This is a genomic window from Agrobacterium sp. a22-2 (assembly GCF_012276985.1).
Taxonomy (GTDB): Bacteria; Pseudomonadota; Alphaproteobacteria; order Rhizobiales; family Rhizobiaceae; genus Allorhizobium.
The window spans coordinates 73268-99873 of record NZ_JAAXMM010000007.1 but is presented as its reverse complement, the minus strand read 5'-3'; the positions used below and the strand labels follow the sequence as shown (position 1 = coordinate 99873).

The 26606-nt window shown below is 61.3% G+C and carries 24 protein-coding genes and 1 tRNA gene; 15 read left to right on the top strand and 10 right to left on the bottom strand.

All coding sequences use genetic code 11. The annotated features are described in order from the left end of the window. Nucleotides 1–12: 12 nt before the first annotated feature. Nucleotides 13–1641 (bottom strand): MFS transporter, encoded by a 1629-nt coding sequence (locus HFC70_RS12630; RefSeq protein ID WP_168473617.1) that lies wholly within the window; start codon nt 1639–1641, stop codon nt 13–15. A 251-nt stretch (nt 1642–1892) separates the two neighbouring features. Between HFC70_RS12630 and rimP the strand changes: the two genes are divergently transcribed. From rimP to HFC70_RS12575, 11 genes are all read left to right on the top strand, one after another. Then, on the top strand, nt 1893–2498 hold the full coding sequence (gene rimP / locus HFC70_RS12625; protein WP_168473616.1) for a ribosome maturation factor RimP: 606 nt from the start codon (nt 1893–1895) through the stop codon (nt 2496–2498). Between the two features lie 60 nt (nt 2499–2558). Continuing rightward, nucleotides 2559–4166, top strand: coding sequence for a transcription termination factor NusA (gene nusA, locus HFC70_RS12620; protein ID WP_168473615.1), 1608 nt, complete (start codon nt 2559–2561; stop codon nt 4164–4166). Further along, nucleotides 4163–4852, top strand: coding sequence for an RNA-binding protein (locus HFC70_RS12615; protein ID WP_168473614.1), 690 nt, complete (start codon nt 4163–4165; stop codon nt 4850–4852). Before nusA ends, HFC70_RS12615 begins: the two co-directional genes overlap by 4 nt. A 101-nt stretch (nt 4853–4953) precedes the next feature. Further along, entirely contained in the window at nt 4954–7665 is a 2712-nt protein-coding gene (gene infB / locus HFC70_RS12610) for a translation initiation factor IF-2 (RefSeq protein ID WP_168473613.1), read from the top strand. A 77-nt stretch (nt 7666–7742) separates the two neighbouring features. Further along, nucleotides 7743–8153 (top strand): 30S ribosome-binding factor RbfA, encoded by a 411-nt coding sequence (gene rbfA / locus HFC70_RS12605; protein ID WP_168473612.1) that lies wholly within the window; start codon nt 7743–7745, stop codon nt 8151–8153. A 6-nt stretch (nt 8154–8159) separates the two neighbouring features. Continuing rightward, on the top strand, nt 8160–9092 hold the full coding sequence (gene truB / locus HFC70_RS12600) for a tRNA pseudouridine(55) synthase TruB (protein ID WP_168473611.1): 933 nt from the start codon (nt 8160–8162) through the stop codon (nt 9090–9092). A 152-nt stretch (nt 9093–9244) separates the two neighbouring features. Continuing rightward, on the top strand, nt 9245–9514 hold the full coding sequence (gene rpsO / locus HFC70_RS12595) for a 30S ribosomal protein S15 (RefSeq protein WP_168473610.1): 270 nt from the start codon (nt 9245–9247) through the stop codon (nt 9512–9514). A gap of 391 nt (nt 9515–9905) precedes the next feature. Continuing rightward, nucleotides 9906–12047: a polyribonucleotide nucleotidyltransferase gene (gene pnp, locus HFC70_RS12590; protein WP_168473609.1), complete on the top strand. Its 2142-nt coding sequence runs from the start codon at nt 9906–9908 to the stop codon at nt 12045–12047. A gap of 75 nt (nt 12048–12122) precedes the next feature. Continuing rightward, a complete protein-coding gene (locus tag HFC70_RS12585; RefSeq protein ID WP_168473608.1) occupies nt 12123–13139 on the top strand; it encodes a class I SAM-dependent methyltransferase in 1017 nt (338 codons plus the stop codon). Nucleotides 13140–13335: 196 nt separating this feature from the next. Then, nucleotides 13336–14364: an AraC family transcriptional regulator gene (locus tag HFC70_RS12580; RefSeq protein ID WP_168473607.1), complete on the top strand. Its 1029-nt coding sequence runs from the start codon at nt 13336–13338 to the stop codon at nt 14362–14364. Between the two features lie 286 nt (nt 14365–14650). After that, nucleotides 14651–14911, top strand: a complete 261-nt coding sequence (locus tag HFC70_RS12575) for a LuxR family transcriptional regulator (RefSeq protein ID WP_168473606.1) — start codon at nt 14651–14653, stop codon at nt 14909–14911. Between the two features lie 78 nt (nt 14912–14989). Here HFC70_RS12575 and fabI read toward each other — a convergent pair whose 3' ends face one another. The 3 genes from fabI to fabA are packed head-to-tail and all read right to left on the bottom strand — an operon-like array spanning nt 14990 to nt 17597. Continuing rightward, a complete protein-coding gene (gene fabI / locus HFC70_RS12570) occupies nt 14990–15796 on the bottom strand; it encodes an enoyl-ACP reductase FabI (RefSeq protein WP_168473778.1) in 807 nt (268 codons plus the stop codon). Nucleotides 15797–15815: 19 nt separating this feature from the next. Next, nucleotides 15816–17039, bottom strand: a complete 1224-nt coding sequence (gene fabB / locus HFC70_RS12565) for a beta-ketoacyl-ACP synthase I (protein WP_168473605.1) — start codon at nt 17037–17039, stop codon at nt 15816–15818. Between the two features lie 42 nt (nt 17040–17081). Continuing rightward, nucleotides 17082–17597, bottom strand: coding sequence for a 3-hydroxyacyl-[acyl-carrier-protein] dehydratase FabA (gene fabA / locus HFC70_RS12560; protein ID WP_168473604.1), 516 nt, complete (start codon nt 17595–17597; stop codon nt 17082–17084). A gap of 310 nt (nt 17598–17907) precedes the next feature. On the opposite strand from fabA, the gene irrA reads away from it, so the two are divergent. Next, nucleotides 17908–18327: an iron response transcriptional regulator IrrA gene (gene irrA, locus HFC70_RS12555; protein WP_168473777.1), complete on the top strand. Its 420-nt coding sequence runs from the start codon at nt 17908–17910 to the stop codon at nt 18325–18327. 107 nt (nt 18328–18434) lie between these two features. After that, complete coding sequence (locus HFC70_RS12550) at nt 18435–18905, top strand: hypothetical protein (protein ID WP_168473603.1); 471 nt, start codon at nt 18435–18437, stop codon at nt 18903–18905. Between the two features lie 18 nt (nt 18906–18923). On the opposite strand, the gene HFC70_RS12545 is transcribed toward HFC70_RS12550, so the two are convergent. From HFC70_RS12545 to HFC70_RS12535, 3 genes are all read right to left on the bottom strand, one after another. After that, a complete protein-coding gene (locus HFC70_RS12545; protein WP_168473602.1) occupies nt 18924–19715 on the bottom strand; it encodes a YdcF family protein in 792 nt (263 codons plus the stop codon). Nucleotides 19716–19844: 129 nt separating this feature from the next. Beyond that, nucleotides 19845–19920: transfer RNA gene (locus tag HFC70_RS12540), tRNA-Ala, on the bottom strand. A 149-nt stretch (nt 19921–20069) separates the two neighbouring features. Then, a complete protein-coding gene (locus tag HFC70_RS12535; protein ID WP_168473601.1) occupies nt 20070–20456 on the bottom strand; it encodes a TIGR02300 family protein in 387 nt (128 codons plus the stop codon). A gap of 316 nt (nt 20457–20772) precedes the next feature. On the opposite strand from HFC70_RS12535, the gene cmk reads away from it, so the two are divergent. Beyond that, the gene (gene cmk, locus HFC70_RS12530) at nt 20773–21402 is read left to right on the top strand and encodes a (d)CMP kinase (protein ID WP_168473600.1); all 630 of its coding nucleotides are present in this window, start codon (nt 20773–20775) and stop codon (nt 21400–21402) included. A 164-nt stretch (nt 21403–21566) separates the two neighbouring features. After that, the gene (gene rpsA / locus HFC70_RS12525; RefSeq protein WP_168473599.1) at nt 21567–23270 is read left to right on the top strand and encodes a 30S ribosomal protein S1; all 1704 of its coding nucleotides are present in this window, start codon (nt 21567–21569) and stop codon (nt 23268–23270) included. A gap of 103 nt (nt 23271–23373) precedes the next feature. On the opposite strand, the gene HFC70_RS12520 is transcribed toward rpsA, so the two are convergent. The 3 genes from HFC70_RS12520 to HFC70_RS12510 form a co-directional block, all read right to left on the bottom strand. After that, complete coding sequence (locus HFC70_RS12520) at nt 23374–24801, bottom strand: phosphomannomutase (RefSeq protein ID WP_168473598.1); 1428 nt, start codon at nt 24799–24801, stop codon at nt 23374–23376. 122 nt (nt 24802–24923) lie between these two features. Next, nucleotides 24924–25424 (bottom strand): GNAT family N-acetyltransferase, encoded by a 501-nt coding sequence (locus HFC70_RS12515; protein WP_168473597.1) that lies wholly within the window; start codon nt 25422–25424, stop codon nt 24924–24926. Between the two features lie 156 nt (nt 25425–25580). After that, complete coding sequence (locus tag HFC70_RS12510) at nt 25581–26489, bottom strand: sterol desaturase family protein (protein ID WP_168473596.1); 909 nt, start codon at nt 26487–26489, stop codon at nt 25581–25583. Nucleotides 26490–26606: the final 117 nt, after the last annotated feature.

Genomic DNA, 26606 nt, shown 5'->3' with positions numbered 1-26606 from the left:
ACCGAATCGGTCTCAATGCGGATCGATATGCGCCTTGTGAAACACATCGTCGGCCGGCGGGATCGCCTGCCGTTCGATCATTCTGTGCACGCGCGGCGTGGAGTGCCCGCGATGCAGCGCCAGCAGCCGGTCGGTCGTCTCCGCGTCGGCCTTGGTGCGGCGGTGGTTGTGGCGGACATATTCCACCCAGGTCGGCGTATGATAGGTCTCGGTCCAGATATCGGGGTTTTCAAGGTCCCGCATCAGCGCCCAGTTGCGCGCGCCGTCGCGAATGCGGATGCGCCGCCGTTCGACCATCACGGCCAGAAACTCGGCCAGATCCTCATCGGCGATCTCGTAGTCGATCTGTATGACGATCGGACCGCTGCGCGGCCGGATATCCAGCCCGAGTGCCGGTTCGTTGAAGCGGTTGAGCGGGTCGAGATCGAGGGTGGCGAAAGCCGGCATGGCGAGCCAGAAGCCGATAGCAACGCCGAAGATCATCAATACGCTTGAAGCGAGCAGCGCATTGCCGACCCCGTAGTTTTCGGCAACCAGGCCCCAGAGCCAGCTTCCTGTCGCCATGCCGCCGAAGGTGGCGGTCTGGTAGAGCGACAGTGCCCGCCCGAGCACCCAGCGCGGCGTCGAAAGCTGGACCACGGTGTTGAACAGCGACAGCGCCAGCACCCAGCAGGCGCCGGCGACAAACAGCGCGGCGCTGGTGAGCAAGGCCGACGAACTGACCCCGGTGAGCGCCGATCCGACCGCAAAGCCGGCAAAGGCACAGCGCACGATATCCTCGCTCGACAGCCGCTCGCGAAGCCGCGCGCTCATCAGTGCCCCGGCGATGGCGCCGGCGCCGAACGCGCCGAGCAGCACGCCATAGGTCAACGGGCCGCCGCCGATCAGATCGCGGGCCACGATGGGCAGAAGCGCCAGCACCGCCGTTGCAGTCAAGCCGAAGATGAAACCCCGAAACAGCACCTTGCCGATATTCGGCGACATGGCGACATAGCGCAATCCCGCCGAAATGGCCTGGCCAAGCCCCTCGCGCGGCAGGGCGGTCTTGGGATAGTCTGGCTTCCAGCGCAGCAGCGCGTATATCAGGGCGAAATAGCTGAATGTGTTGACCGCAAAGGCGGCTGCAGCGCCCGCTGCCGCCACGATCGCGCCGCCGATGGCCGGGCCGACGCTGCGGGTGATGTTGAAGCCCATGCTGTTGAGCGACACGGCAGCCGGCAGATCGGCGCGCGGCACCATGTCGCCCACGGATGCCTGCCAGGAGGGATTGTTGAGCGCTGTGCCGCAGCCGATCAGAAAGGTGAAGGTCAGCAACAACCAGGGCGTCATCAGGCCGAGATAGGCCGAGATCGCCAGGGATGCCGAAACGGCGAGCATGAAGAACTGCGACGTCAGCATGACCCGGCGTCGGTCGAAGCCGTCGGCGATGGCGCCCGAAAGCAGGGAAAACAGCATGATCGGCAGGGTATTGGAGGCCTGTACCAGTGCCACCATATTCTCCGAGGTCGAAATGGAGGCCATCATCCACGCCGCGCCGACCCCCTGGATCAACCCTCCAAGATTGGAGGAGATGCTGGCAAACCATATGGTCCGGTAGAATTCATTTTTCAGCGGCGCCAAAGGCGATCTGCGATCCGGCACGTCCTGACACCCATTCCGCGATTCTCAACGGGTGGAGTATAGGCGGAAGGAACGTACATTGCCTACGGCCAAACACTCAAACCGCAAAAATGCCGGCGGATTGTCTACGGATCGCGAAAAGCTTGCAATTTCGGTAGGGCAAGCGTATATGACCCGTAAATTCTTGATCGGCAGATGAAGAGTGGGCCCGCAAGGACCCGCTCTTTTTTGTTGGATCGAGACCAGCACTGGATGTTCCAGGAGGAACACGATTGTCCGAAAATATCCCGACGCAGCCGGAATTAGAGCCGCGCCTTATCGTCGAAACCGGCCTTGATCGCCGCCTTGCCGACATCATCGAGCCGATTCTGGTCACGATGGGTTTCAAGCTCGTTCGCGTCCGGCTGATGAACCAGAATGGTCTGACCCTGCAGGTCATGGCCGAGCGCCTGGACGGCACCATGACCGTCGTCGACTGCGAAGAAGTGTCGATGGCGATTTCACCCGCTCTTGACGTTGAGGATCCGGTCGACAAGGCGTATCATCTGGAAGTGTCGTCGCCCGGCATCGACCGGCCGATGGTTCGCGTATCGGATTTTGTCCGCTGGCAGGGCCATATCGTCAAGTGCGAGACGTCCATTCTGGTCGACAATCGCAAGCGGTTCCGCGGCAAGATCGTGCACGTCGACGCCGAGGGTTTCACGCTTGAGCGTGACCAGGTCGCCTATGGCGAGGAACCGGTGACGGTCATTCCGTTCACTGCCCTGGCCGAAGCCAAGCTCATTCTGACGGACGATCTGATCCGCGACGCTTTGAAGGCCGACAAGCTGGCAAGAGCGGAAGCCGCCAATCAGAACGGCGAAGAAGACGAAGAATAATCGATAGACTAATCGCCTCGCGGGCACGGCGCCCCGGCAGGAAGACGGAGACTTAAGACAATGGCAGTCAGTGCTAACCGGCTTGAGCTTTTGCAGATCGCGGATGCGGTCGCACGCGAAAAGGTCATCGACCGCGAAATCGTGCTTGCCGCAATGGCCGACGCGATCCAGAAGGCGGCTCGGTCGCGGTATGGTACCGAAACCAACATTCGCGCCGACATCAACTCCAAGACCGGCGAAATCCGTCTCCAGCGTCTTCTTGAGGTCGTCGAGAAGGTTGAGGATTACTCCACCCAGATCGCCCTGGAACTGGCCCGCGACCGCAATGTCGACGCCAAGCTCGGCGACTTCATCGCCGATCCGCTGCCGCCGATGGATTTCGGCCGTATCGCTGCCCAGTCGGCCAAGCAGGTTATCGTGCAGAAAGTGCGCGAAGCCGAGCGTGACCGCCAGTTCGACGAGTTCAAGGATCGCGTCGGCGAAATCGTCAACGGCACCGTCAAGCGCGTCGAATACGGCAACGTCATCGTCGATCTCGGCCGCGGCGAAGGCATTATCCGTCGTGACGAGATGATCCCGCGCGAAGCCTTCCGCTACGGCGACCGCGTCCGTGCCTATGTCTACGACGTGCGCCGCGAACAGCGTGGCCCGCAGATCTTCCTATCGCGCACCCATCCGCAGTTCATGGTCAAGCTCTTCACCATGGAAGTGCCTGAGATCTACGACGGCATCATTCAGATCAAGTCGGTCGCCCGTGACCCGGGTTCGCGCGCCAAGATCGCCGTCATTTCGAACGATAGCTCGATCGATCCGGTCGGTGCATGCGTCGGTATGCGCGGCAGCCGCGTTCAGGCCGTCGTCGGCGAGCTTCAGGGCGAGAAGATCGACATCATTCCGTGGAGCCAGGATCCGGCCTCCTTCATCGTCAACGCCCTGCAGCCGGCCGAAGTGGCCAAGGTCGTTCTCGACGAAGATGCAGAGCGTATCGAGGTCGTGGTTCCGGACGAACAGCTGTCGCTGGCCATCGGCCGTCGCGGCCAGAACGTGCGGCTCGCCTCGCAGCTGACCGGCTGGGACATCGACATCATGACGGAAGCCGAGGAATCGGAGCGCCGCCAGAAGGAATTCAACGAGCGCACCAACCTGTTCATGGATGCTCTCGACGTCGACGAAATGGTCGGCCAGGTTCTGGCCTCCGAAGGCTTTGCGGCCGTCGAAGAGCTGGCTTATGTCGAGCTTGACGAAATTGCCTCGATCGACGGTTTCGACGAGGATACGGCGGAAGAAATCCAGACCCGTGCCCGCGAATATCTCGAGAAGATCGAGGCGGAAATGGATGCCAAGCGCAAGGAACTCGGTGTTGCCGATGAATTGCGGTCGATCGACGGCATGACCTCGCAGATGATGGTCGCGCTCGGCCAGGACGGCATCAAGACGATCGAGGACTTCGCCGGCTGCGCCGCTGACGATCTCGTCGGCTGGAGCGAACGCAAGGACGGCGAGACCAAGAAGTTCGAAGGTCTGTTCGGCAAGTTTGACGTATCGCGCACCGAGGCCGAGAACATGATCGTTCAGGCCCGTCTGGCGGCCGGCTGGATCACGCAGGAAGACCTGGCGGTTGAAGAACCGGTCGCGGCCGAAGGCGAAGAAGTCGAACGGAGCGAATGATGACCGCCGGTGCGGCTGACGAGATCTCGGACGACGCCGATATCAGCGGTGACGACGTGAACGGTCGGATGTGTATTGTGACGCGGCAGAGCGGCACGCCGGAGACCTTGATCCGCTTCGTGGCGGCGCCTGACGGAAGTATCGTGCCGGATATCAAGCGGCAGCTTCCGGGCAGGGGGTGCTGGGTGTCGGTCAGCCGCGACGCGGTCGACAAGGCAGTGGCAAAGAAGCTCTTTGCCCGCGCCCTGAAGGCGGATGTCAAGGCGGATCCGGACCTCGGCGCTGCCGTGGATCGGCTGCTGGTCGCGCAGCTGGCCGGAATGATGAACCTGGCGCGCAAGGCGGGCCAGTTGGTAACGGGATCGGCCAAGGTCGATCTCGCCATCCGCAGCGGCGACGCGATCGCCGTCTTCCATTCGAAGGAAGCGGCGGCGGACGGGGTGCGAAAAATCGACCAGGCTCGCAAGGCCTGGCACCTTGGAATGGAAACGGCGGCGGAGATTCCAGCCTTCCATCTGTTCTCGGGGAGCGAAATGGACGAGCTGATGGGGCAGAATGCGTTTATCCATGCCGCAGCGCTTGCAGGGCAGGCGGGTGAAGGTGTAGTGAAACGCGCAAACCTGCTCGAGACGTATCGTGGCGGTGAGCTGCGGCCGAAGGCCGGCTCTGGCCCGAAAACACTATGACGCGGTCACCGGCATCTGCCGGCTGCTGCGGTTTGGAACAGGAATTGAACGGCGTGGTCTGATGGATGTCATCCGGCCCCGCTCGAAGGAACGGGAACGGAATGACCGACAACAAAGACGACAAGACCATCGGCGTGAAGAAGACGCTCACCCTGAAGCCATCGGGGATGAGCCAGGGCACCGTACGCCAGGACATGGGGCGCGGCCGCACGAAGTCGGTCGTCGTCGAGACAGTGAAGCGGCGCCCGACGCGTCCGCAGGACGAAAAGCCGCCGATCACCCCCGTTCGCGCGCCTGAGCCAGTCGCTCCGGTCGCCGCTGCACCGGCACCGCGTCCGGCAGCATCTGCGCCCACGCCTGCTCCGCGCGCGCAGCAGCCCGCTCCGGCGCCGCGCGTCCAGCAGATGAATCACAATCAGCATCATCAGCCGCGTCCCCCGCAGCCGCAGCAGCCCGTTCGCCAGGAGCGTCCGCGTGGTGCCGTGCTGCACGATCTGTCGGCCGGTGAAATGGAAGCCCGCCGCCGGGCGCTCCAGGAAGCCCAGGCTCGCGACATCGAGGAAGCCAAGCAGCGCGTCATCGACGATGCGCGGCGCAAGGTCGAAGAGGCCGAGCGTCAGCGGCTTGCCGAGGAAGAAGCGATCCGCAAGGCGGCCGAGCCGGCCCCGGTAGAACCGGTTGCAGCACCCGAGCCGGCGCCTGCCGAAATCGTTAGCGCGCCGGCCCTCGGCGTTGCGCCTGCTGCGACGCTCAAGCCAGGTGTTCCTGCCGCGGCTCCCGGCTTCGCGCGCGGTCGCAAGACGGCTGCCGAGGAAGAGGGAGAACGCACTGCACCCCGTGGCGGTGTGCCTGTCCGTGGCAAGGTCGTTCGTCCCGAACCCGCCAAGGCTCCGGCCCGTCCGAAGACCGAGGAAGAGCGCCGTCGCGGCAAGCTGACCATCACTACGGCCAATGTCGACGACGACGGCAATGCCCGCGGACGGTCGCTGTCGGCCATGCGTCGCCGGCAGGAGAAGTTCCGCCGCAGCCAGATGCAGGAAACCCGCGAAAAGGTCATGCGCGAGGTTATCCTTCCGGAAACCATCACCATCCAGGAATTGTCGCAGCGTATGTCCGAACGGGCTGTCGATGTCATCAAATACCTGATGAAGGAAGGCCAGATGATGAAGCCGGGCGACGTCATCGACGCCGATCTGGCGGAACTCATCGCTGGCGAATTCGGCCATACCGTCAAGCGCGTCTCGGAATCCGACGTTGAAGAAGGGATCTTCAACGTGGCTGACGATGCGGGCGAAATGGTGTCGCGTCCGCCTGTTGTCACCATCATGGGTCACGTCGACCACGGCAAGACCTCCCTGCTCGATGCCATCCGCAAGACCAGCGTCGTCTCGGGCGAAGCCGGCGGCATCACCCAGCATATCGGTGCCTACCAGGTCGAGCAGAACGGTCACAAGATCACCTTCATCGATACCCCCGGCCACGCCGCCTTCACGGCCATGCGTGCCCGTGGTGCCCAGGCTACCGACATCGCCATCCTGGTGGTTGCCGCCGACGACGCCGTCATGCCGCAGACGATCGAATCGATCAATCATGCCAAGGCGGCCGGCGTGCCGATCATCGTGGCGATCAACAAGATCGACAAGCATGAAGCCAATCCGGACAAGGTGCGCCAGCAACTGCTGCAGCATGAAGTCTTCGTGGAATCCATGGGCGGTGAAGTGCTCGACGTCGAAGTGTCGGCCAAGAACAAGCTGAACCTCGACAAGCTCCTGGAAGCCGTCCTTCTGCAGGCCGAAATCCTCGACCTGAAGGCAGATCCGAGCCGGACGGCCGAAGGCATCGTCATCGAAGCCCAGCTCGACCGCGGTCGCGGTTCAGTGGCAACGGTTCTGGTCCAGAAGGGCACGCTTCGCCCGGGCCAGATCATCGTGGCCGGCGACCAGTGGGGCCGCGTTCGTGCGTTGGTCAACGACCAGGGCGCCCATGTCAAGGAAGCAGGGCCTGCAATGCCGGTCGAGATTCTCGGCCTGTCGGGCACGCCCGCTGCCGGGGACCGGTTCGCCGTCGTCGAAAACGAAGCCCGCGCTCGCGAGATTTCCGAATATCGTCAGCGTCTAGCCCGCGACAAGGCCGCTGCCCGTCAGTCCGGTCAGCGCGGTTCGCTCGAACAAATGATGACCCAGCTGCAGAATACCGGCTTCAAGGAATTCCCGCTGGTCATCAAGGGCGACGTGCAGGGCTCGATCGAAGCCATCATCGGCGCCCTCGACAAGCTTGGAACGGACGAGGTCCGGGCCCGCATCGTGCATTCGGGCGCCGGTGGTATCACCGAGTCCGATATCGCGCTTGCCGAAGCATCCGACGCCGCCATCATCGGCTTCAACGTTCGTGCCAATGCCCAGGCGCGCACCGCGGCCGAACGGGCCGGCACCGAGATCCGCTACTACAACATCATCTACGATCTGGTGGATGACGTGAAGGCGGCCATGTCGGGCCTGCTCTCTCCGGAACGTCGCGAAACCTTCCTCGGCAATGCCGAAATCCTGGAAGTGTTCAACATTACCAAGACCGGCAAGGTCGCGGGTTGCCGCGTTATCGAAGGCAAGGTCGAACGGGGTGCCGGCGTCCGCCTGGTGCGCGACAATGTCGTCATCCACGAAGGCAAGCTCAAGACGCTCAAGCGCTTCAAGGACGAAGTGGCCGAAGTGCCGATGGGTCAGGAATGCGGTATGGCCTTCGAGAATTACGAAGACATCCGCGCCGGCGACACGATCGAGTGCTTCCGCGTCGAACACATCACGCGTACGCTCTAAGGTTGGCGTTTCATCGCATCGAAATTGTTGCGGGCGCCGGAAAATCCGGCGCTCGCTTTTTTTAAGGCTGAACGACCATGACCAAACCATCATCCTCTGCGCCCAACCAGCGCATGCTGCGTGTCGGCGAACAGGTGCGTGCTGCGATCACCCAGGTCCTGCAGCGCGGCGAAGTGCGTGACGAGTTGATCGAGAAGACCGTGATCTCGATTTCCGAAGTGCGCATGTCGACCGATCTGAAGGTCGCCACGGCCTATGTGGCGCCGCTTGGCGTCAGCGACCATACGAGCATCATCGAGGCGCTGAACCGCAACGCCCGCTACATCCGCGGTCGCATCGGCCCGCAGCTGCGCCAGATGAAATACATGCCGGAAGTCCGCTTCCGCGACGACACCAGTTTCGACAACTACCAGAAAATCGATGCGCTTCTGCGGTCTCCCGAAGTGGCCCGCGATCTCGGGCAGGTTGAAGACGACAAGCAAGAATAGAACATTATGTCCAAACCGAGAAAACCAAAGGGCCGTGCCATCTCCGGCTGGCTGATCCTCGACAAGCCGGTGGATTTCGGCTCGACCGAGGCCGTCTCCAAGATCAAATGGCTGTTCAATGCCCAGAAGGCCGGTCATGCCGGCACACTCGATCCGCTGGCATCGGGCATGCTGCCGATCGCGCTCGGCGATGCCACCAAGACGGTTCCCTATGTCATGGACGGCCGCAAGATCTACGAATTCACCGTGACCTGGGGCGAAGAGCGCTCGACCGATGACCTGGAAGGCGAAGCGACGCAAACCTCGCAGGCCCGTCCGAGCGAAGAGGCGATCCGGGCATTGCTGCCGAATTATAGCGGCGTCATCAACCAGGTGCCGCCGCAGTTTTCCGCCATCAAGATTGCCGGCGAGCGTGCCTATGACCTGGCGCGCGAAGGCGAGATCGTCGAGATTCCGTCCCGCGAGGTCGAGATTTTCCGGCTGACGCTGCTCGGCTGCCCGGACGCCAACACCGCCTGTTTCGAGGTCGAATGTGGCAAGGGTACTTATGTGCGCTCGCTGGCCCGGGATTTTGGACGCGACCTCGGCTGCTTCGGCCATGTGTCGTCGCTCCGGCGCACCTATGTGGCGCCGTTCCCGGAAGACGCCATGGTGCCGCTGGCCGACTTGGTGGCATTGGAGGCCATCGAAGACCGCGATGAACGCCTGGCGGCCCTGGATGCGTTCCTGGTCGATACCGGCGAGGCCCTGTCGGCTTTGCCGCAGATCAAGATCAGCGATGACCAGGCCCATCGCCTGCGCATGGGCAACCCGATCTTGCTGCGTGGCCGCGATGCGCCGGTTGCGGAAGAAGATGCCTTCGCCACGGCGGGCGGCAAGCTGGTGGCGATCGGCGAGATTGCGGCTGGCGAGTTCCGCCCCAAACGCGTTTTCAACTGATCCGGAGCGGATTCCATTCGGCTCTTCCAATTCAAGGCGGGATAAGCTATAGGCACGCCAGCATGGCGGTCTTCCGTTTGCTTTCACGGCCGATGCTGGACGACATCCCGGCATATGGCGACTTGTTTTTCCTGTTACAGAAAGGTTACCCGATGTCGATTACTGCAGAGCGCAAGGCTGCGCTGATCAAGGAATACGCAACGGTTGAAGGCGACACCGGTTCGCCGGAAGTTCAGGTCGCAATCCTGACCGAACGGATCAACAACCTGACCGAACATTTCAAGGGCCACAAGAAGGACAACCACTCCCGCCGTGGTCTCCTGACGATGGTTTCGACCCGTCGTTCGCTTCTCGATTACGTCAAGAAGAAGAATGTCGATCGTTACACCAAGCTGATCACCAGCCTCGGCATCCGCCGCTAATAGAATTCGGCGGGCTTTTCGTTTCGGAAAGCCCGCCGGTTTGCTTTCGGGGTCGATGATCCCGGATAGACTGCCAGGGCATAAGAGCCCTTGAGAATTTAAGGAAAGGCAGACCGGATGGGCCGGAGCTGCCAAAGACAACCGATGACCTGTCATGGGGCAGGATTGCCGGATGCTTTAGCCGAAGAAATTCGGCGCGCAGACATAAGGATGGCCGGATGGCCGCCTGATTTGCGAAAGATCGTTGCCGCGGCGCCAGAACGGATGCCGAGAGCCACCTCAACAAAGCCTCCCGCTGTCTTGCCCGTGATGCGTCAGCAATGTCGCAGCCGATGGGAAGCTCCTTGCACAAAGGATAGCGCCTGCAGGCCGCCGACGAAGGACAAGATATATGTTTGATACCCATAGCGTTGAAATCGAGTGGGCAGGCCGCCCGCTCAAGCTTGAAACCGGCAAGATTGCCCGTCAGGCTGACGGCGCCGTTCTCGCCACCTACGGCGAGACCGTCGTTCTGGCCACCGTCGTTTCGGCCAAATCGCCGAAGCCGGGCCAGGATTTCTTCCCGCTGACCGTCAACTACCAGGAAAAGACCTATGCCGCTGGCAAGATCCCGGGCGGCTATTTCAAGCGCGAAGGTCGCCCAAGCGAAAAGGAAACGCTGGTTTCCCGTCTGATCGACCGTCCGATCCGCCCGCTCTTCCCGGAAGGCTACAAGAACGACACCCAGGTCGTCGTCACTGTCGTTCAGCACGACCTTGAAAACGATCCGGACGTCCTGTCGATGGTTGCCGCTTCGGCAGCATTGACGCTCTCCGGCGTTCCCTTCATGGGACCGGTCGGCGGCGCGCGCGTCGGCTATATCAACGGCGAATACGTTCTAAACCCCCATCTCGACGAGATGGACGAGTCGGTTCTCGACCTCGTCGTTGCCGGTACCCAGGACGCCGTCCTGATGGTGGAATCCGAAGCCAAGGAACTCAACGAAGAGATCATGCTCGGCGCCGTCATGTTCGGCCACAAGGGCTTCCAGCCGGTTATCGACGCGATCATCAAGCTCGCTGAAGTGGCCGCCAAGGAACCGCGCGATTTCACGCCGGAAGATCATTCCGAGCTCGAAGCCGAAATGCTGCAGCATTTCGAAGCCGAACTTCGCGAAGGCTACAAGATCACCCAGAAGGCTGAACGCTATGCGGCCGTCGACGCCGTGAAGGCGAAGGTAAAGGCCCACTTCTTCCCCGAAGGTGCCGAGCCGAAGTACAGTGCCGAAGTGATCGGCGCTGTCTTCAAGCACCTGCAGGCCAAGATCGTTCGTTGGAACATCCTCGACACCAAGAGCCGTATCGACGGTCGCGACCTGTCGACCGTTCGCCCGATCGTCTCGGAAGTCGGCATCCTGCCGCGCACCCACGGTTCGGCCCTCTTCACCCGCGGCGAGACCCAGGCGATCGTTGTCGCCACGCTCGGCACCGGCGAAGACGAGCAGTATGTTGACAGCCTGACCGGCATGTACAAGGAGCGCTTCCTGCTCCATTACAACTTCCCTCCCTACTCGGTTGGCGAAACCGGCCGTATGGGCTCCCCGGGCCGCCGCGAAATCGGCCATGGCAAGCTCGCATGGCGCGCCATTCGTCCGATGCTGCCGACACCTGAGCAGTTCCCCTACACGCTGCGCGTCGTCTCCGAGATCACCGAGTCGAACGGCTCGTCCTCGATGGCAACGGTTTGCGGCACCTCGCTGGCTCTGATGGACGCCGGCGTTCCTCTGGCAAAGCCGGTCGCCGGTATCGCCATGGGCCTGATCCTCGAAGGTGAACGTTTCGCCGTTCTCTCCGACATTCTCGGCGACGAAGACCATCTCGGCGACATGGACTTCAAGGTGGCTGGTACTGCCGACGGCATCACCTCGCTGCAGATGGACATCAAGATCGCCGGCATCACCGAAGAGATCATGAAGGTCGCGCTCGGCCAGGCTCAGGGCGGCCGCAAACACATCCTCAGTGAAATGGCCAATGCCATCACCGAGAGCCGTGGCCAGCTTGGCGAATTCGCACCGCGCATCGAAGTCATGAACATCCCGGTCGACAAGATCCGTGAAGTCATCGGTTCGGGCGGCAAGGTCATCCGCGAAATCGTTGAAAAGACCGGTGCCAAGATCAACATCGAAGACGACGGCACCGTCAAGATCGCCTCGTCCTCCGGCAAGGAGATCGAAGCGGCCCGCAAGTGGATCCATTCGATCGTTGCCGAGCCGGAAATCGGCGTCGTCTACGAAGGCACCGTTGTGAAGACCGCCGATTTCGGCGCCTTCGTCAACTTCTTCGGCTCGCGTGACGGCCTGGTGCACATCTCGCAGCTCGCCTCCGAGCGCGTTGCCAAGACCTCGGACGTCGTCAAGGAAGGCGACAAGGTCTGGGTCAAGCTGATGGGCTTCGACGAACGCGGCAAGGTTCGCCTCTCCATGAAGGCCGTCGACCAGACGACCGGCAAGGAAATCGTCGAGAAGAAGAACGAAGGTGGCGAAGCCGCTGAATAAGCGCTTCCCCTTCTGCTACAGAGGCGCGGATGGTTTTCCGCGCCTTTTTTGTTCCCCTTGGAAAGGCTGAGGCCCATGAGCCGCGACACCCTGAAGACTCTCTTTCATCCCTTCGCTTCCGCAACGGTGCCCGCCACCGAAGCCGGAGAGCGTTATCTGTTCCTGGGGGCTGAAGCGGGATCGGCGCGTCCGGAGGAATTTGCGGCCACGCTTGTGCCGGTCCAGGGGTTTCGCCCGGAGTACCGCCGCCTGCAGGCGGCGGGTCTCGAGCCGCAATCGGTGGTCGAAGGCGATGATTTCGATGGTGCCCTGATCCTCTGCGGCAAGCATCGCGGCGTCAACGAGAACCGGGTCGCCGAAGCCCTGAAGCGGGTGAAGGCCGGTGGCTTGGTGGTGATCGCCGGCGGCAAGGAAGACGGTATCCAGTCGCTGCGCAAGGCGCTCGGAAAGCTCGGTCTGGAGACCGAATCCATGCCGAAATATCACGGCGTCGCCTTGTGGTTCCACCGCCCCGACGATATCGAGGCTCTGGTCGCCAAGCTGGAGGCCCAGCGCGTGGTAATCGATGCCCGCTTCGAGACTGCGCCGGGTCAGTTTTCCCACAATCATGTCGATCCCGGTTCGGAACTGCTGGCCTCGCGCCTGCCGGCGGAGTTCAACGGCAATGCCGCCGATTTCGGCGCGGGCTGGGGCTATCTCTCGGTCATGCTGGCCGAGAAGGCACCGCGCGTGAATCGTATCGATCTGTTCGAAGCCGATTTCGAGGCGCTGGAATCCGCCAGGAAGAACCTTGCCCGCAATTGCCCCGATCTGACGGCACGCTTCTTCTGGCAGGATCTCGCCCAGGAACCGGCCAAGGAAAAATACGACCTGGTGATCATGAACCCGCCCTTCCATGAAGGCCATGCGACAGAACCGGGCCTTGGCGAAGCGATGATCAAGGCGGCAGCCGATGCTATTCGCAGCGGCGGCGAACTGTTGATGGTGGCCAATCGCGGCCTGTCCTACGAGCCGGTGCTTGCCACCCTCTTCAAGAGCCACGGCGAGACGTGCCGCAACTCGCGCTTCAAGGTCCTTTGGGCCAAGAAGTAACGCCTCGCCACGTCCATATACAGACTCTAGGAACGCCTGGCCGGCATGCGAGCAGGTGCACATCGTGCCTGGCCGCCGGCCCCTGGGGAAGTCTTTGCGCGTCATGAGGGCGCATGTGACGCAACGCACTCGACATTGGCTCTGCTCGAGCTTATCTTCTGGCGACAGTTAATTTACATTAGGCGCCACATGATCAATGTCTAATAAAAGTGTAACTGACGAACTCACCACGGTCGCGGGAATTGCATCGGCTGTTGCCCAGCACGCGATGACCTACGGTATCGACATCCAGCCGATCTGCAAGGCGCTGGAGATCGATCCCGAGATTTTCCAGACGCTCACCGGTCGCATCAGCATCGACCGCCTGTGCAGGCTGCTGGAAGCCTGCGCGCTGCTGTCCAATGACGATGCCTTCGGTCTGAAATGTGCCGGGCGGTTCGTCGCCGGTTCGACGGGCCCGTTCGGCTACGGTCTGATGGCGGCCCCTACCGTGCGCCATTTCCTGCAATTCCTGGAGGAGCACGTCCAGTACGCCACCTTCACCAGTTACTTTCACCACGAGGTCGATGCCCGCGGTGCCAAGCTCACCTGGACCTTTGCGCCGATCATCGTCAAGCGGGACCAGTATGTGGATATGTCTGTGGCGCTCGTGCTGCAGCGCCTCCGGGATATCGTCGGTCTGCTGGCGGACCAGATCGAGATCGAGCTGGAACGGCCGAAACCGCGCCAGCCGACGGTCTTCCGCGACTTGCTGTCGAGAAGGGTCACGTTCGGGTGCAGGATGAATTCGATCCGCGTTCCGTTGTCGATGCTGGATATGCCCAATCCCAAGGGGGATATCAGGCTGTTTGATCTGATGGACATGCAGTGCCGGACGATGCGGCCCGCCACTGCGTCACCCGACGCGGATTTCGTTGATCAGGTCCGTAGATATCTCACCCTGCGAATTGCCGAGCCGAATTTTGCATTGGCCGAGATCGCACCGTATTTCGGTGTCTCGGAGCGCACCTTCCAGCGGCGTCTGGCCGAACACGATACCAGCCTGAACGCACTTCGCGACGATGTCCGGCGTGATTTGAGTCTCAATCTCCTGACCGAAAGTGATCTCTCCATATCGGAGATCTGCTACCGCCTGGGCTATTCCGCGCCGAGTGCATTCACCCGTTCCGTGACGCGCTGGTTCGGCGAAACGCCACGCAATCTTCGCGATCGCAAGAGCGCCTGATTTCGGGCAGCACCCGGCGTCCGGACCCGCTGGCCAATATCCACGTCTTGACAAGGCAGGCCGAATTGCCAATGAATGGGGACCATCAACCCCTTCGCACGGATGGCGCCGCGGCGGATACCAGTTGCCGGTAAACTTATTGGCGCGCCTCGTGAACTACCTCTGCTCAAATACGTCGTATACGGCCATCACCTGTTGACGGAAGCGGTCCGGCATTGTTGGCGTGCGACCGGCGGAAGCCCCTGCGTTCAGCGGCTTGTGCTTCCGGAACGATTTGAGAGTTTACATGCAGAGCAGATTTAGACCCGCGGCGGCAGGCGTCTGTCCGCCAACGCTTGATGAGTCCGAGACGATATGCCTGCGCCTGACGGCCAATGGCAAAGGTTTGTTGGATATCGCCGCAGCGCTTGACGTGCCTGTGCCCCATGCCGAGGTGATCCTGCTGCGCGCCGAAGAGAAGCTCGGGGCGAACAATAGGCTGCACGCGGTCAGTCTCGCGATGCGCTACGGAATCCTCGACAGCGGAGCAACCCTTAAACCGGAGTAAGCGGGGTCTTGACCCCCGGTTGGCGGACCACTCCGAGTTTATGCCTGGTGCGACATGATCGTCGCGCCAGGCTTTTATTTATTCCGAATCGGCTTTGGCCAGAACATCGAGCACGGGCATCGATGTGATATTGTAGCCGGAGTCCACATAATGGATCTCGCCGGTCACGCCGCGCGACATGTCGGAGAGAAGATAGAGGGCAGAATTGCCCACATCCTCGATCGACACGGTGCGCCGCAGCGGCGAATTCTTCTGCTGCCATGACAGCATCGCCCGGGCATCAGAGATGCCAGCGCCGGCCAGCGTGCGGATCGGGCCGGCAGAGATGGCATTTACGCGAATGCCGCGCGGGCCGTAATCGGAGGCCAGATAGCGCACCGATGCTTCCAGCGCCGCCTTGGCCACGCCCATGACATTGTAGTTCGGCATGATGCGCACCGAGCCGCCATAGGTCAGCGTCAGCATGGCGCCGCCGTCGTTCATCAGCGATGCTGCCCGCTTGGCAATCTCGGTGAAGGAGAAACAGGAGATCACCATGGTGCGGGTGAAATTGTCCCGTGTCGTGTCGGCGTAGAGGCCCTTCAGCTCGTTCTTGTCGGAAAAGCCGATAGCGTGGACGATAAAGTCCAATCCGCCCCAGCGCGCCTTCAGGGCCTCGACCACGGCGTCGACCGAGGCAATGTCCTCGACATCGCAGGGCAGGAGGAAGTCCGAGCCGACTTCTGCGGCCAGCGGCTTGACGCGCTTGCCCAGTGCCTCGCCCTGGTAGGTGAAGGCAAGCTCAGCGCCGGCGCCGGCCAGCGCCTTGGCAATGCCCCAGGCGATCGAGTGATTGTTGGCCACGCCCATGATGAGGCCGCGCTTGCCCTGCATGATGCCGCCCACGATGTTTGCCCCCGCGATCTCAACCATTGTGGCGCTGGAACACCAGGGTTGCGTTCGTTCCGCCGAAGCCGAAGGAATTGGAGAGCACAGTATCCATCTTGGCGTTGTCGATGCGGCTGCGCACGATCGGTACGCCGTCGAATTCGGGGTCGAGTTCCGTGATATGCGCGCTCTCGCCGATAAAGCGTTCCTGCATCATCAGCAGCCCGTAGATCGATTCCTGGACACCGGCAGCGCCGAGCGAATGGCCGGTCAACGACTTCGTCGATTGGATCGGCGGGATATTGGCGCCGAACACTTCGCGGATGGCGCCGATTTCCTTGCTGTCGCCAACCGGCGTCGAGGTGCCGTGCGTGTTGATGTAGTCCACCTCGCCCCTGACGGTCGACAGGGCCTGCCGCATGCAGCGGATGGCGCCTTCGCCCGACGGAGCGACCATGTCGTAGCCATCCGAGGTCGCGCCGTAGCCGACGATTTCGGCGTAGATCTTGGCGCCGCGTGCCTTGGCGTGCTCAAGCTCTTCCAGAACCAGGACGCCGGCACCCCCGGCAATGACGAAACCGTCCCGGTTTGCATCATAGGCGCGCGAAGCGGTTTCCGGCGTGTCGTTGAATTTCGAGGACATGGCGCCCATCGCGTCGAACAGGTTCGACATGGTCCAGTCGAGATCTTCATGGCCGCCGGCAAACATCACGTCCTGCTTGCCCCACTGGATCATTTCCGCCGCGTTGCCGATGCAATGGGCCGAGGTCGAGCAGGCCGACGAGATCGAATAGTTGACGCCGTGGATCTTGAACCAGGTCGCAAGCGTCGCCGATGCCGTCGACGACATCGCCTTCGGGACGGCAAACGGACCGATGCGCTTCGGGCTCATGTTCTTGCGCGTGATATCGGCGGCTTCGATCAGCGTGCGGGTCGAAGGTCCGCCGGAGCCCATGATGATGCCGGTGCGCTCGTTCTCGCCGATATCCTTGTCTTCAAGGCCCGAATCGGCAATCGCCTGCTTCATCGCGACATGGTTCCACGCACCGCCCTGCGACAGGAAGCGCATGGCGCGGCGATCGACCAGATCGGTTGGATCAAGCGCCGGCTTGCCCCACACCTGGCAGCGGAAGCCGTATTCGGCGAAATCGGGGGAGAAGGAAATTCCGGACTTCGCATCGCGCAGCGAGGAGGTGACTTCGGCCGCATCGCTTCCGATGGAGGACACGATGCCCAGACCCGTAACAACTACCCGTCTCATATGATCAGACCTTTTTTAGCTTTGAATAGGGAGCACGGCCTCTCAGGCCGCCTTTTGCTGGAAAAGGCCGACCTTCAGATCCGTCGCCTTGTAGATGACTTCGCCATCGGCCTTCATCCATCCATCGGCGATCCCCAGCACGAGACGGCCGCGCATTACCCGTTTGAAATCGATCCCGTATTCCACGAGTTTCGTCTCGGGTGTCACCATGCCGGTGAATTTGACTTCGCCGGTCGAGATCGCACGGCCCTTGCCGGGCTCGCCCAGCCAGCCGAGGAAAAATCCGGTCAACTGCCACATCGCATCCAGACCGAGGCAGCCGGGCATGACGGGGTCGCCCTGAAAATGACAGGGAAAGAACCAGAGATCAGGCGTGATATCGAATTCGGCGCGCACGAAACCCTTGTCGTTCGGGCCGCCGGTCTCGGAAATCTCCGTGATGCGGTTGAACATCAGCATGGGGGGCAGGGGCAATTGCGCATTGCCGGGCCCGAACATCTCGCCGCGGCCGCAGGTAAGGATTTCGTCGTAGTTGTAACTGGACTGTCGTGTTTCCATTGTAATTCTTCTTCCCCCCTTCAGGCTTTTTCAGTCGTCGGAGATTTAGAGCAAGATAGGGATAAAATGAAGCCCATGTAAGACCCCTAACTCGCGGGCGCACTTTTCCCGGCCAGCTTTCGTCTGCTGTTGGTTGCCGTCGCATACAGGAACCGATCCGCAACGGCCAGAGGCAAATGCACGAAAATCAGCATCTTCTGGCCCTTTGTGACCGATGGTTCTGTGGATACTATTGAAAGCCAAGCGCTTAAAAGATATATGGCTCAACAATGATATGGAATTTCCAGAAGGCGAACCGGAGGTCGTCACGATGATGGCTGAAGCCAACAGGGATACGGAAGCGAAATTGCGCCGGTCTGGCCTGCGCCCGACGCGACAACGTATCGCGCTTGCAGCCCTGCTTTTCGCCAAGGGTGATCGCCATCTGACGGTCGAGGAACTGCACGAGGAAGCTGTGGCGGCCCGTGTGCCGGTATCGCTTGCCACTGTCTACAACACGCTGCACCAGTTCACCGAGGCCGGCCTGATCCGGGTTCTTGCCGTCGAAAGCGCCAAGACCTATTTCGACACCAATGTCTCCGACCACCATCATTTCTTCGTCGAGGGCCGCAACGAGGTGCTCGACATTCCGGTCAGCAATATCGAGATCGGCAATCTGCCGGAACCACCCGAAGGCATGGTCATCTCCCATGTCGACGTGGTCATCCGTCTGAGGCCCGCTGTCGAATAAGCGGCGATAGGCTCCGAACGTCCGGACTTCGTTAAGGGACGCGCAACACGGTTGCGCTATGCTCCGAAAACAGGTGTTTCAGACACCGGGTGATGGAGAGCCGTGCCTTGAAAACCGTGATCGTCCTGTTGTGCAATATCCTGCTTTTGCTCGCAGCGCCCATGGCGCTCGCCCAGCAGCAATTGCTGAGCGACCCGGAGATCTACGAGAAGGATCATTTTCGTGAGCGCTGCAAGGCCGTCGAATTTGACGCCGAATTCGTCAACCGCCTCGACATCAATAATGATGGCATCATCGACGCGGTGGTCAACGAAGGTGCCATGGCCTGTGACGGCAAGCGTGGGCCCGATTGTGGCGAGGACGGTTGCCCGCACAATTTTTACCTGCAGGTCAAGGAGGGCGGCTATTTCATGATCGCCACCGCGCAGATCTACAGCTACGATTTCATCCAGCGTTTCGGCAACATGGTATTCGTCCTGAAGATGCACCCGCGTTTCTGTGATCGCACGGATGAGGCTCCCTGCGAAATGACCGTGCGGGTGCGCGGCGCCAAATTTACGACGATCTCGAGAAAATAGACCGGATGTGACCCGCCATTACGGCGCTGGAAACAATGCGGTCGTGCGTCCGCTTGCAAAATAGGATGCCAGGCCGATCCATTCGCGCACTGCTGTTGCCGTCTGCTGGGCGTTGAGCGTCGGTTGGGTGAAATCAAGCCCGAGGCGAACCTTGCCGCTGGTGCGGTAATCCGTCGGCCAGGGTATGACGGCAATGCCGGCCTTGCGCATCAGCCCCACGGAGCGCGGCATATGGAAAGCCGAGGTGATCAGCAGGCAATTGTCGAGGCCGGCGGTCTCCAGCAGGTTCTTGCTGTTCTGCACATTCTCGAACGTCGTGCGCGAAGTCGTCTCGCGCACCAGACGCTCGATCGGAATGCCGAAGGCTGAAAAGAACCGCTGCGCCGCCGCGGCATCGCCCTCATAGGTGCCGCTTAACGAGCCATCGCCGCCCGATACCAGGATCGGCGCGTCGGGAAATGCCCGCGCCAGCCTCAGAGCCTCGACGAACCGGTCGGCGGACTGGTTGAGCTCGATGCCGCCGCGCGCGGTCGTCACCTCGGTCTCGAACGCGCCACCCAGAACGATCATGCAGGACACTGACGCCGGATCGGTCTGGGCCCGGGGAAACCGGTCTTCAAGCGGCTGCAGAAAAAACGAACCCGCCGTTGTGAAAAGCGTGACGAACAGCACGGTGGCGCCGAGGCTAGAGAAGACCAACCCGACCCGGCGCCAGCTGAGCAGGGCGGCGCCGAGGCTGATCAAGATGGCAAAGAAGGCCAGCGACAGCGGCTGTGCGACGATCCAGAACAGTTTGGACAGGGTGAACATGGGCTGGTCGATCTCCAGGTCGCGACAGCGAATCGCCGCATCGCTGTAGATCGCCCGACATCACCAAGGATACAAGGCACAACAGCCAAACAGCTTGCAATTCGTCTCAATGTTTCAAAGGAAGAAATTTGGTGGAGCTAAGCGGGATCGAACCGCTGACCTCTTGCATGCCATGCAAGCGCTCTCCCAGCTGAGCTATAGCCCCAAACCATGGGTCCGGCAGTGCCGGTTCCGGGAAGCCGTCGGAGCGTTTCAGCTCGTCGGGTGGCGGCTTATTACTTCCCTGTTTGGAAGATTACAAGCCGAAAAGTGCAGGCCCGGAAAACTTTTCGCTCTCCGGACCGCAATGTTCGCTTAAACGTCGTCGTCGTCACCGGTCACGCCGATGATGCCCGACATGTCGTCGTCCTCATCGTCTTCGTCGGCTTCGAGGAAGGTGTCGTCTTCATCATCGTCGATCTCGACATCGTCGTCGCCGATATCCGGAATATCGTCAGCACCGCCGTTGTCATCCGCGTCTTCGAGCGACACGAGTTCGACTTCCGTGTTTTCGGTATCGACTTCCGCTACATCCTCTTCCTCAGCCTTTTCCATGATCGCGGCCACGGAGGTCTCCTCGAAATAAGAGAGCGGCCAGGATTTGTTGGTATAGGGAGAGACGATCGGATCCTTGTTCAGATCGTAGAATTTCTTGCCCGTATCGGGGCAGGTACGTTTGGTTCCAAGTCCTGCTTTTGCCACAGTCAAAGCCTCTTGAAGTGCCGAGTAATATCGGGATTTGCCGTTGATCCGGCACTGGCCGGTTGAATGGATAGCCGGTCCCCTTAATCGTTGCCATGTCTCCTGTCAAAGGCAAACTTGCGAAGAGGCCCTGCCACCTGCCCGATTGGAGGGGGGTCCAGCGGGTCTGGCGGACCATATCGCCGCTCCTGCCAGCGCATCGCTGACGGAATGGGCCCGTCTGCCTAGGGATGCCGGCCTGGCGGCACTTTGCAGCCCGTACCGTTTTCCGCTAACAGTGCCGCAGCATGAAGTTGAAGAGACGGCAGGACAATTGATGATCATCGCCATTGACGGGCCCGCAGCGGCCGGCAAGGGAACCCTTTCTCGGTTGATCGCCGAGCATTACGGATTTCACCACCTGGATACCGGACTGACCTATCGCGCCGCGGCCAAGGCGCTGATCGACGCCGGTCTGCCGTTGAACGATGAGGACGTTGCGCAGAAGGTGGCAGGCGAGGTCGAACTGGCCGATCTGGACCGCACTGTCCTGTCGAAACACGAGATCGGCGAGGCAGCCTCGAAGATCGCCGTGATGCCGGCGGTTCGCCGCGCGCTGGTCGAGGCGCAGCGGTCCTTTTCGAAGCGGTCGCCTGGAACGGTTCTGGACGGGCGCGATATCGGCACCGTGGTCTGCCCGGATGCCCCGGTAAAATTCTATGTGACGGCTTCCACCGAGGTCCGCGCCAGGCGGCGCTACGACGAGATCGTCGCAGGCGGCGCGCCGGCCGAGTATGATGCGATCTTTGCCGACGTGAAAAAGCGCGACGAGCGCGATATGGGCCGCGACGACAGCCCTTTGAAACCTGCGGACGATGCGCACTTGCTTGACACGTCGGAAATGAGTATAGAGGCGGCGTTTCGGGCAGCGCGCGATATCATCGATGCTGCCTTGAAAAAAGAATAAAGGACAGGAACTCGGTTCGCCGGTTTTCCGTTCTGATGAAATCGCCGACACAATCATCCCCGCGCCGGATAGCCTCTTTGTGAAGAGGCGGATGAGTGTATGGCCTGTGCAACTCGAACCACCGGCGCAGACCCGCGTTTCAAGAAACGCGATTAGGAGTCTTAATGTCAGTAGCTACCCCAACCCGGGAGGACTTTGCGGCCCTCCTCGAAGAATCCTTCGCAACCAACGACTTGGCCGAAGGCTATGTTGCCAAGGGCATCATCACGGCCATCGAGAAGGACGTCGCAATCGTTGACGTCGGCCTCAAGGTCGAAGGCCGCATCGCGCTGAAGGAATTCGGTGCCCGTGCCAAGGACGGCACGCTGAAGGTCGGCGACGAAGTCGAAGTCTATGTCGAACGCATCGAAAATGCCCTCGGCGAAGCTGTTCTGTCGCGCGAAAAGGCCCGCCGCGAAGAAAGCTGGATCAAGCTTGAAGCCAAGTTCGAAGCCGGCGAGCGCGTCGAAGGCGTCATCTTCAACCAGGTCAAGGGTGGTTTCACCGTCGATCTGGATGGTGCCGTTGCCTTCCTGCCGCGCAGCCAGGTCGACATCCGCCCGATCCGCGACGTTACCCCGCTGATGCACAACCCGCAGCCCTTCGAAATCCTCAAGATGGACAAGCGTCGCGGCAACATCGTCGTTTCGCGTCGTACCGTTCTTGAAGAATCCCGCGCTGAACAGCGTTCGGAAATCGTCCAGAACCTCGAAGAAGGTCAGGTTGTCGACGGCGTCGTCAAGAACATCACCGATTACGGTGCGTTCGTCGACCTCGGCGGCATCGACGGCCTGCTGCATGTCACCGACATGGCATGGCGTCGCGTCAACCATCCGTCCGAGATCCTGACGATCGGTCAGCAGGTCAAGGTTCAGATCATCCGCATCAACCAGGAAACCCACCGCATCTCGCTCGGCATGAAGCAGCTCGAGTCGGATCCGTGGGATGGCATCGCTGCCAAGTACCCGGTTGGCAAGAAGATCTCCGGTACCGTTACCAACATCACCGACTACGGTGCATTCGTCGAGCTGGAGCCGGGCATCGAAGGCCTCATCCACATCTCGGAAATGTCCTGGACCAAGAAGAACGTGCATCCCGGCAAGATCCTGTCCACTACGCAGGATGTTGACGTCGTCGTTCTCGAAGTCGATCCGTCCAAGCGTCGTATTTCGCTCGGCCTCAAGCAGACGCTCGAAAATCCGTGGCAGGCATTTGCCTACGGTCATCCGGCCGGCACTGAAGTCGAAGGCGAAGTTAAGAACAAGACCGAATTCGGCCTGTTCATCGGCCTCGACGGCGACGTTGACGGCATGGTTCACCTCTCCGACCTCGACTGGAACCGTCCGGGCGAGCAGGTCATCGAGGAATACAACAAGGGCGACATGGTCAAGGCCGTCGTTCTCGATGTAGACGTCGACAAGGAACGCATCTCGCTCGGCATCAAGCAGCTTGGCAAGGACGCCGTCGGCGAAGCCGCTTCGTCCGGCGATCTGCGCAAGAACGCTGTCGTTTCCTGCGAAGTTCTGGCCGTCAACGAAGGTGGCATCGAAGTGAAGCTCGTCAACCACGAGGACATCACGTCGTTCATCCGTCGCAACGACCTGTCGCGCGACCGTGACGAGCAGCGCCCTGAGCGTTTCTCGGTCGGTCAGATCGTCGATGCCCGCGTGATCAACTTCTCCAAGAAGGATCGCAAGGTCATGCTGTCGATCAAGGCGCTGGAAATCGCCGAAGAGAAGGAAGCCGTTGCTCAGTTCGGTTCGTCCGACAGTGGCGCTTCGCTCGGCGACATCCTGGGTGCTGCGCTCAAGAACCGCAACAACGACTAAGTCACCGCTGCAAGGCATGAATGGAGAACCCGCCGGACAGATCGTCCGGCGGGTTCTTTCGTTTCAGGAGTGCTTGTTCCGGTCGAAGAGGATGTGACTGTGATCAGGCCGGCTGCCAGCCGTCCAGCAGCGCCAGTCCCTTGCCCATCAGGGTATCGGCGGCCTCGGAAGAGCTGGCCTCGACATAGCAGCGCATCTCCGGCGCATTGCCAGAGGGACGGAAATGGATGACGCTGTCGTCGTCGAGCGTGACGCGCAGGCCGTCGATATCGGTGGTCGACTTGACAGTGCCGATCGGCGCCAGGAAGGTGGCGAGGTTGGCAGGTATCGCCCTCAGGAAGGCCATCAGCGCGCCGCTCTTGTCCAGCGGATAGTTCTCGATCCGGTCGCTGAGCGCGATCGGCAGGGAAAAGCCCGCGGCAACCCCTGACAGCGGCGCCTTGGCGCTGGCGGAAGCATAAAGCGTCGCCAGCAGCGGCAGGATGCAGTCGCGGGTTGGCAGCGCGGAAAGTGTTCGGCCCTCGACCGTAAAGTCCGAGCCGAGCATCAACCCGCCATTGGCCTCGAAGCCCATCACGCCGGTTTTGCCCTGGACAAGCGCTTCGTTCATCGCGGCGATCACATAGGGAGAGCCGACCCGTGTCCGCTTCACAATGCCGCCGCAGGCCACCTCGATCCCGGAATTGGAGGTAACAGGCGTCACCAGAACTCCGGCCTTCAGGAAGCGTGCGGTAATGAGGCCGAGCAGGTCGCCGCGCAAGGGTGCCCCATGCTCGTCCGCCACCAGCGGCCGGTCGGCATCGCCATCGGTCGAGACGATGGCATCCAGTCGGTGTTCGGCCGACCAGGCTGCAAGCTTCTGCAATGTCTCCTCGGAGACGGCTTCGGTATCGACCGGTATGAAGATGTCGGAACGGCCGAGCGGCACCACATCGGCGCCATAGCCCTCAAGCAGCGTCACCATCATGTCGCGCGCCACGCTGCTGTGCTGGTAGACGCCGATCTTGAGGCCCGTGAGGCTGCCGGCCGGCAGGATCTGCTGGTTGCGCTCCATGAACAGCTGCGCCGCGCGCTCAGCGTGGTCCGGGCCGCTGCCGACCTCCACCAGATTGGCTGAGGGGTCACCAGCAAGCTCTCCGGCCTTGCCGGTGATCGCGGTCTCGTCATCCTTGTCGATTTCCCCGTCGGGCCGATAGAACTTGATGCCGTTGCGGTCGGCTGGAATATGCGAGCCGGTAATCATCAGCGACCCGGCCTGGAGCTTCATGCCGTAAAGGGCAAGCGCCGGTGTCGGCAACTCGCCGCAATCGATGGGTTCAAGCCCGGCCCGGCGCAAAGCGGCCATCGCGGTGGCCGAAATCTCCGGGCTGGACGGGCGAAAATCCCGGCCGACCAGAACCGGGCTTCCAGGCTTTGCCATCCCTTTCGACAGCAGAACATGGGCGAAGGCCGTTGCATAGAGGGCGGAGACGCTGCCCACCAGTTCCGTGGACAATCCACGCAAACCGCTCGTTCCGAACTTGGGTGCCATGGTCGCGTTTCTCCTTGAAGCGATTGAAAACTCGGGCTTGCGGAGACTTATATAGCCAAATCGACAGTGGCCTCAAGAATTCGGCCGGGCATGACCAATTTGCCGGCGGGGGCAGCCGCCTTTCAGGAACGCTTCTGTAGGGTATCGGCGAATGCGTGGAAAGCGCTGCCGCTGATCATGTGGATCTGTTCATCCAGGCACTGGGCGAGGCCCAGCCGGTTGTAGAAGGCCTGGGCGCCGCTGTTTGCGACATCGACCGACAGGCGCATATGCGTCGCACCCCTGGAAGAGCCGCGGGCGGCGGCCGCCCTGAGAAGGGCTTCGCCGGTCCTCTGCCCACGGAAAGCCTTTTCGACATAAAGATCCTGGACATAGATGCCGATCTCGCCGCGCCAGGTGGAAAAGCTCTGAAAGGTGATGCACATGCCGGCAAATTGTCCGGAAATTTCCGCGATCAGCGCTTCGAAGGCCGGATTGTCCCTGAAACCGTGCATCAGCAGGTCGTCCGGCGTGCTGCGCAGCTGCAGGGCCGATCCGGTGTCTTTGGCGAGCGCAACCAGGCACTGGTGCAGCAAGCCGACATCGCTGGCCTGCGCATTGCGGATCATCACACGTTCGGACATTGGCATTTCAATCCTGTTTCAGACGGCCGCCATCGTTGGCCCGCCCTGCCGCACGCCCCTGATGGACAAGGCCGCGTCGGCAAGGGCGGATGATCTCTGCCATGAATGGCGGCTCGGGAAAAGGCCCGATGCGATGCCCGGCGCCCCGGTCGAGGATCAGTGTCGGGATTGGCCGTCTGCACCGTCGCGCTGCGGTTTGGCCCGAGCCACCGGCCTGGTCGCACCCGGCGGAGAATAGAGGATGCGCGCTTTCTCCCTCAGCGTTTCGGCCCGCATGACGTCCCGCGCCATGGCGATCCATTCCCGCGACACGATCTTCAGCGGATTGACAAGCCGTTCGCCGCCGACCAACCCGTAGCGCAGGGGCTCGTTGGCGGGTGCCGTGGCGAATGTTCCGAACAGCCGGTCGAACAGGATCAGCACGCCGCCATAGTTCCGGTCGAGGCAGGAGGCGTTTGAGGCATGATGCACTCGATGATGGGTCGGCGTGTTCAGCACCCATTCGAGCGGTCCGAGCCGTGGCGAAAATTCCGTATGGACGAAGAATTGGTAGAAGAGATTGAGCCCCAGCATCGAGACGATGGCGAAAGGGTGAAAGCCGATATAGGCGAGCGGCAGATAGAAGACAAAATGACCCGAGATCGCACTCGTCCAGCCAAGCCTGACGCCGGAGGTCAGATTGAGCTTTGTCGGGGAATGATGGACGGAATGGGTCGCCCACAGCCAGCGGATCCGATGCGAAGCCCGGTGGTGCCAATAGTAGGCGAATTCCACCGCCAGAAAGAGCGCAATGAGCGCAGGCGCCGACCGTGCCGAAAAGTCGAACAGCCGATGCGAATAAGCATAGACGAAGGGCACGGAGATGATGGCTGCGTCCAGTGCCTTGAAAACTGCGCGTCCCGCGGCAATCCCCAGGGTGGCGGCCGTTTCGGCCAGATCGTGCGTCTCGTCGTCGTGATGGGCAAGCCGACTCAGCAGATATTCGAGCAGCATGAAGCCCAACGCGATGGCCGGCAGCATCAGCTTCGTCTCCGTGCCCAGCATTCCGGCAAGATCAGCGTACATTTACCTATACCTCCTGCAACACCGGGACATAGGGAGCACCGGCGATCCTTTGACGATCACGCGCCGGCGTGTCGATCGTATCGCCCAGCAAAGACGGTTTTCGTCGAAACGTGGTTG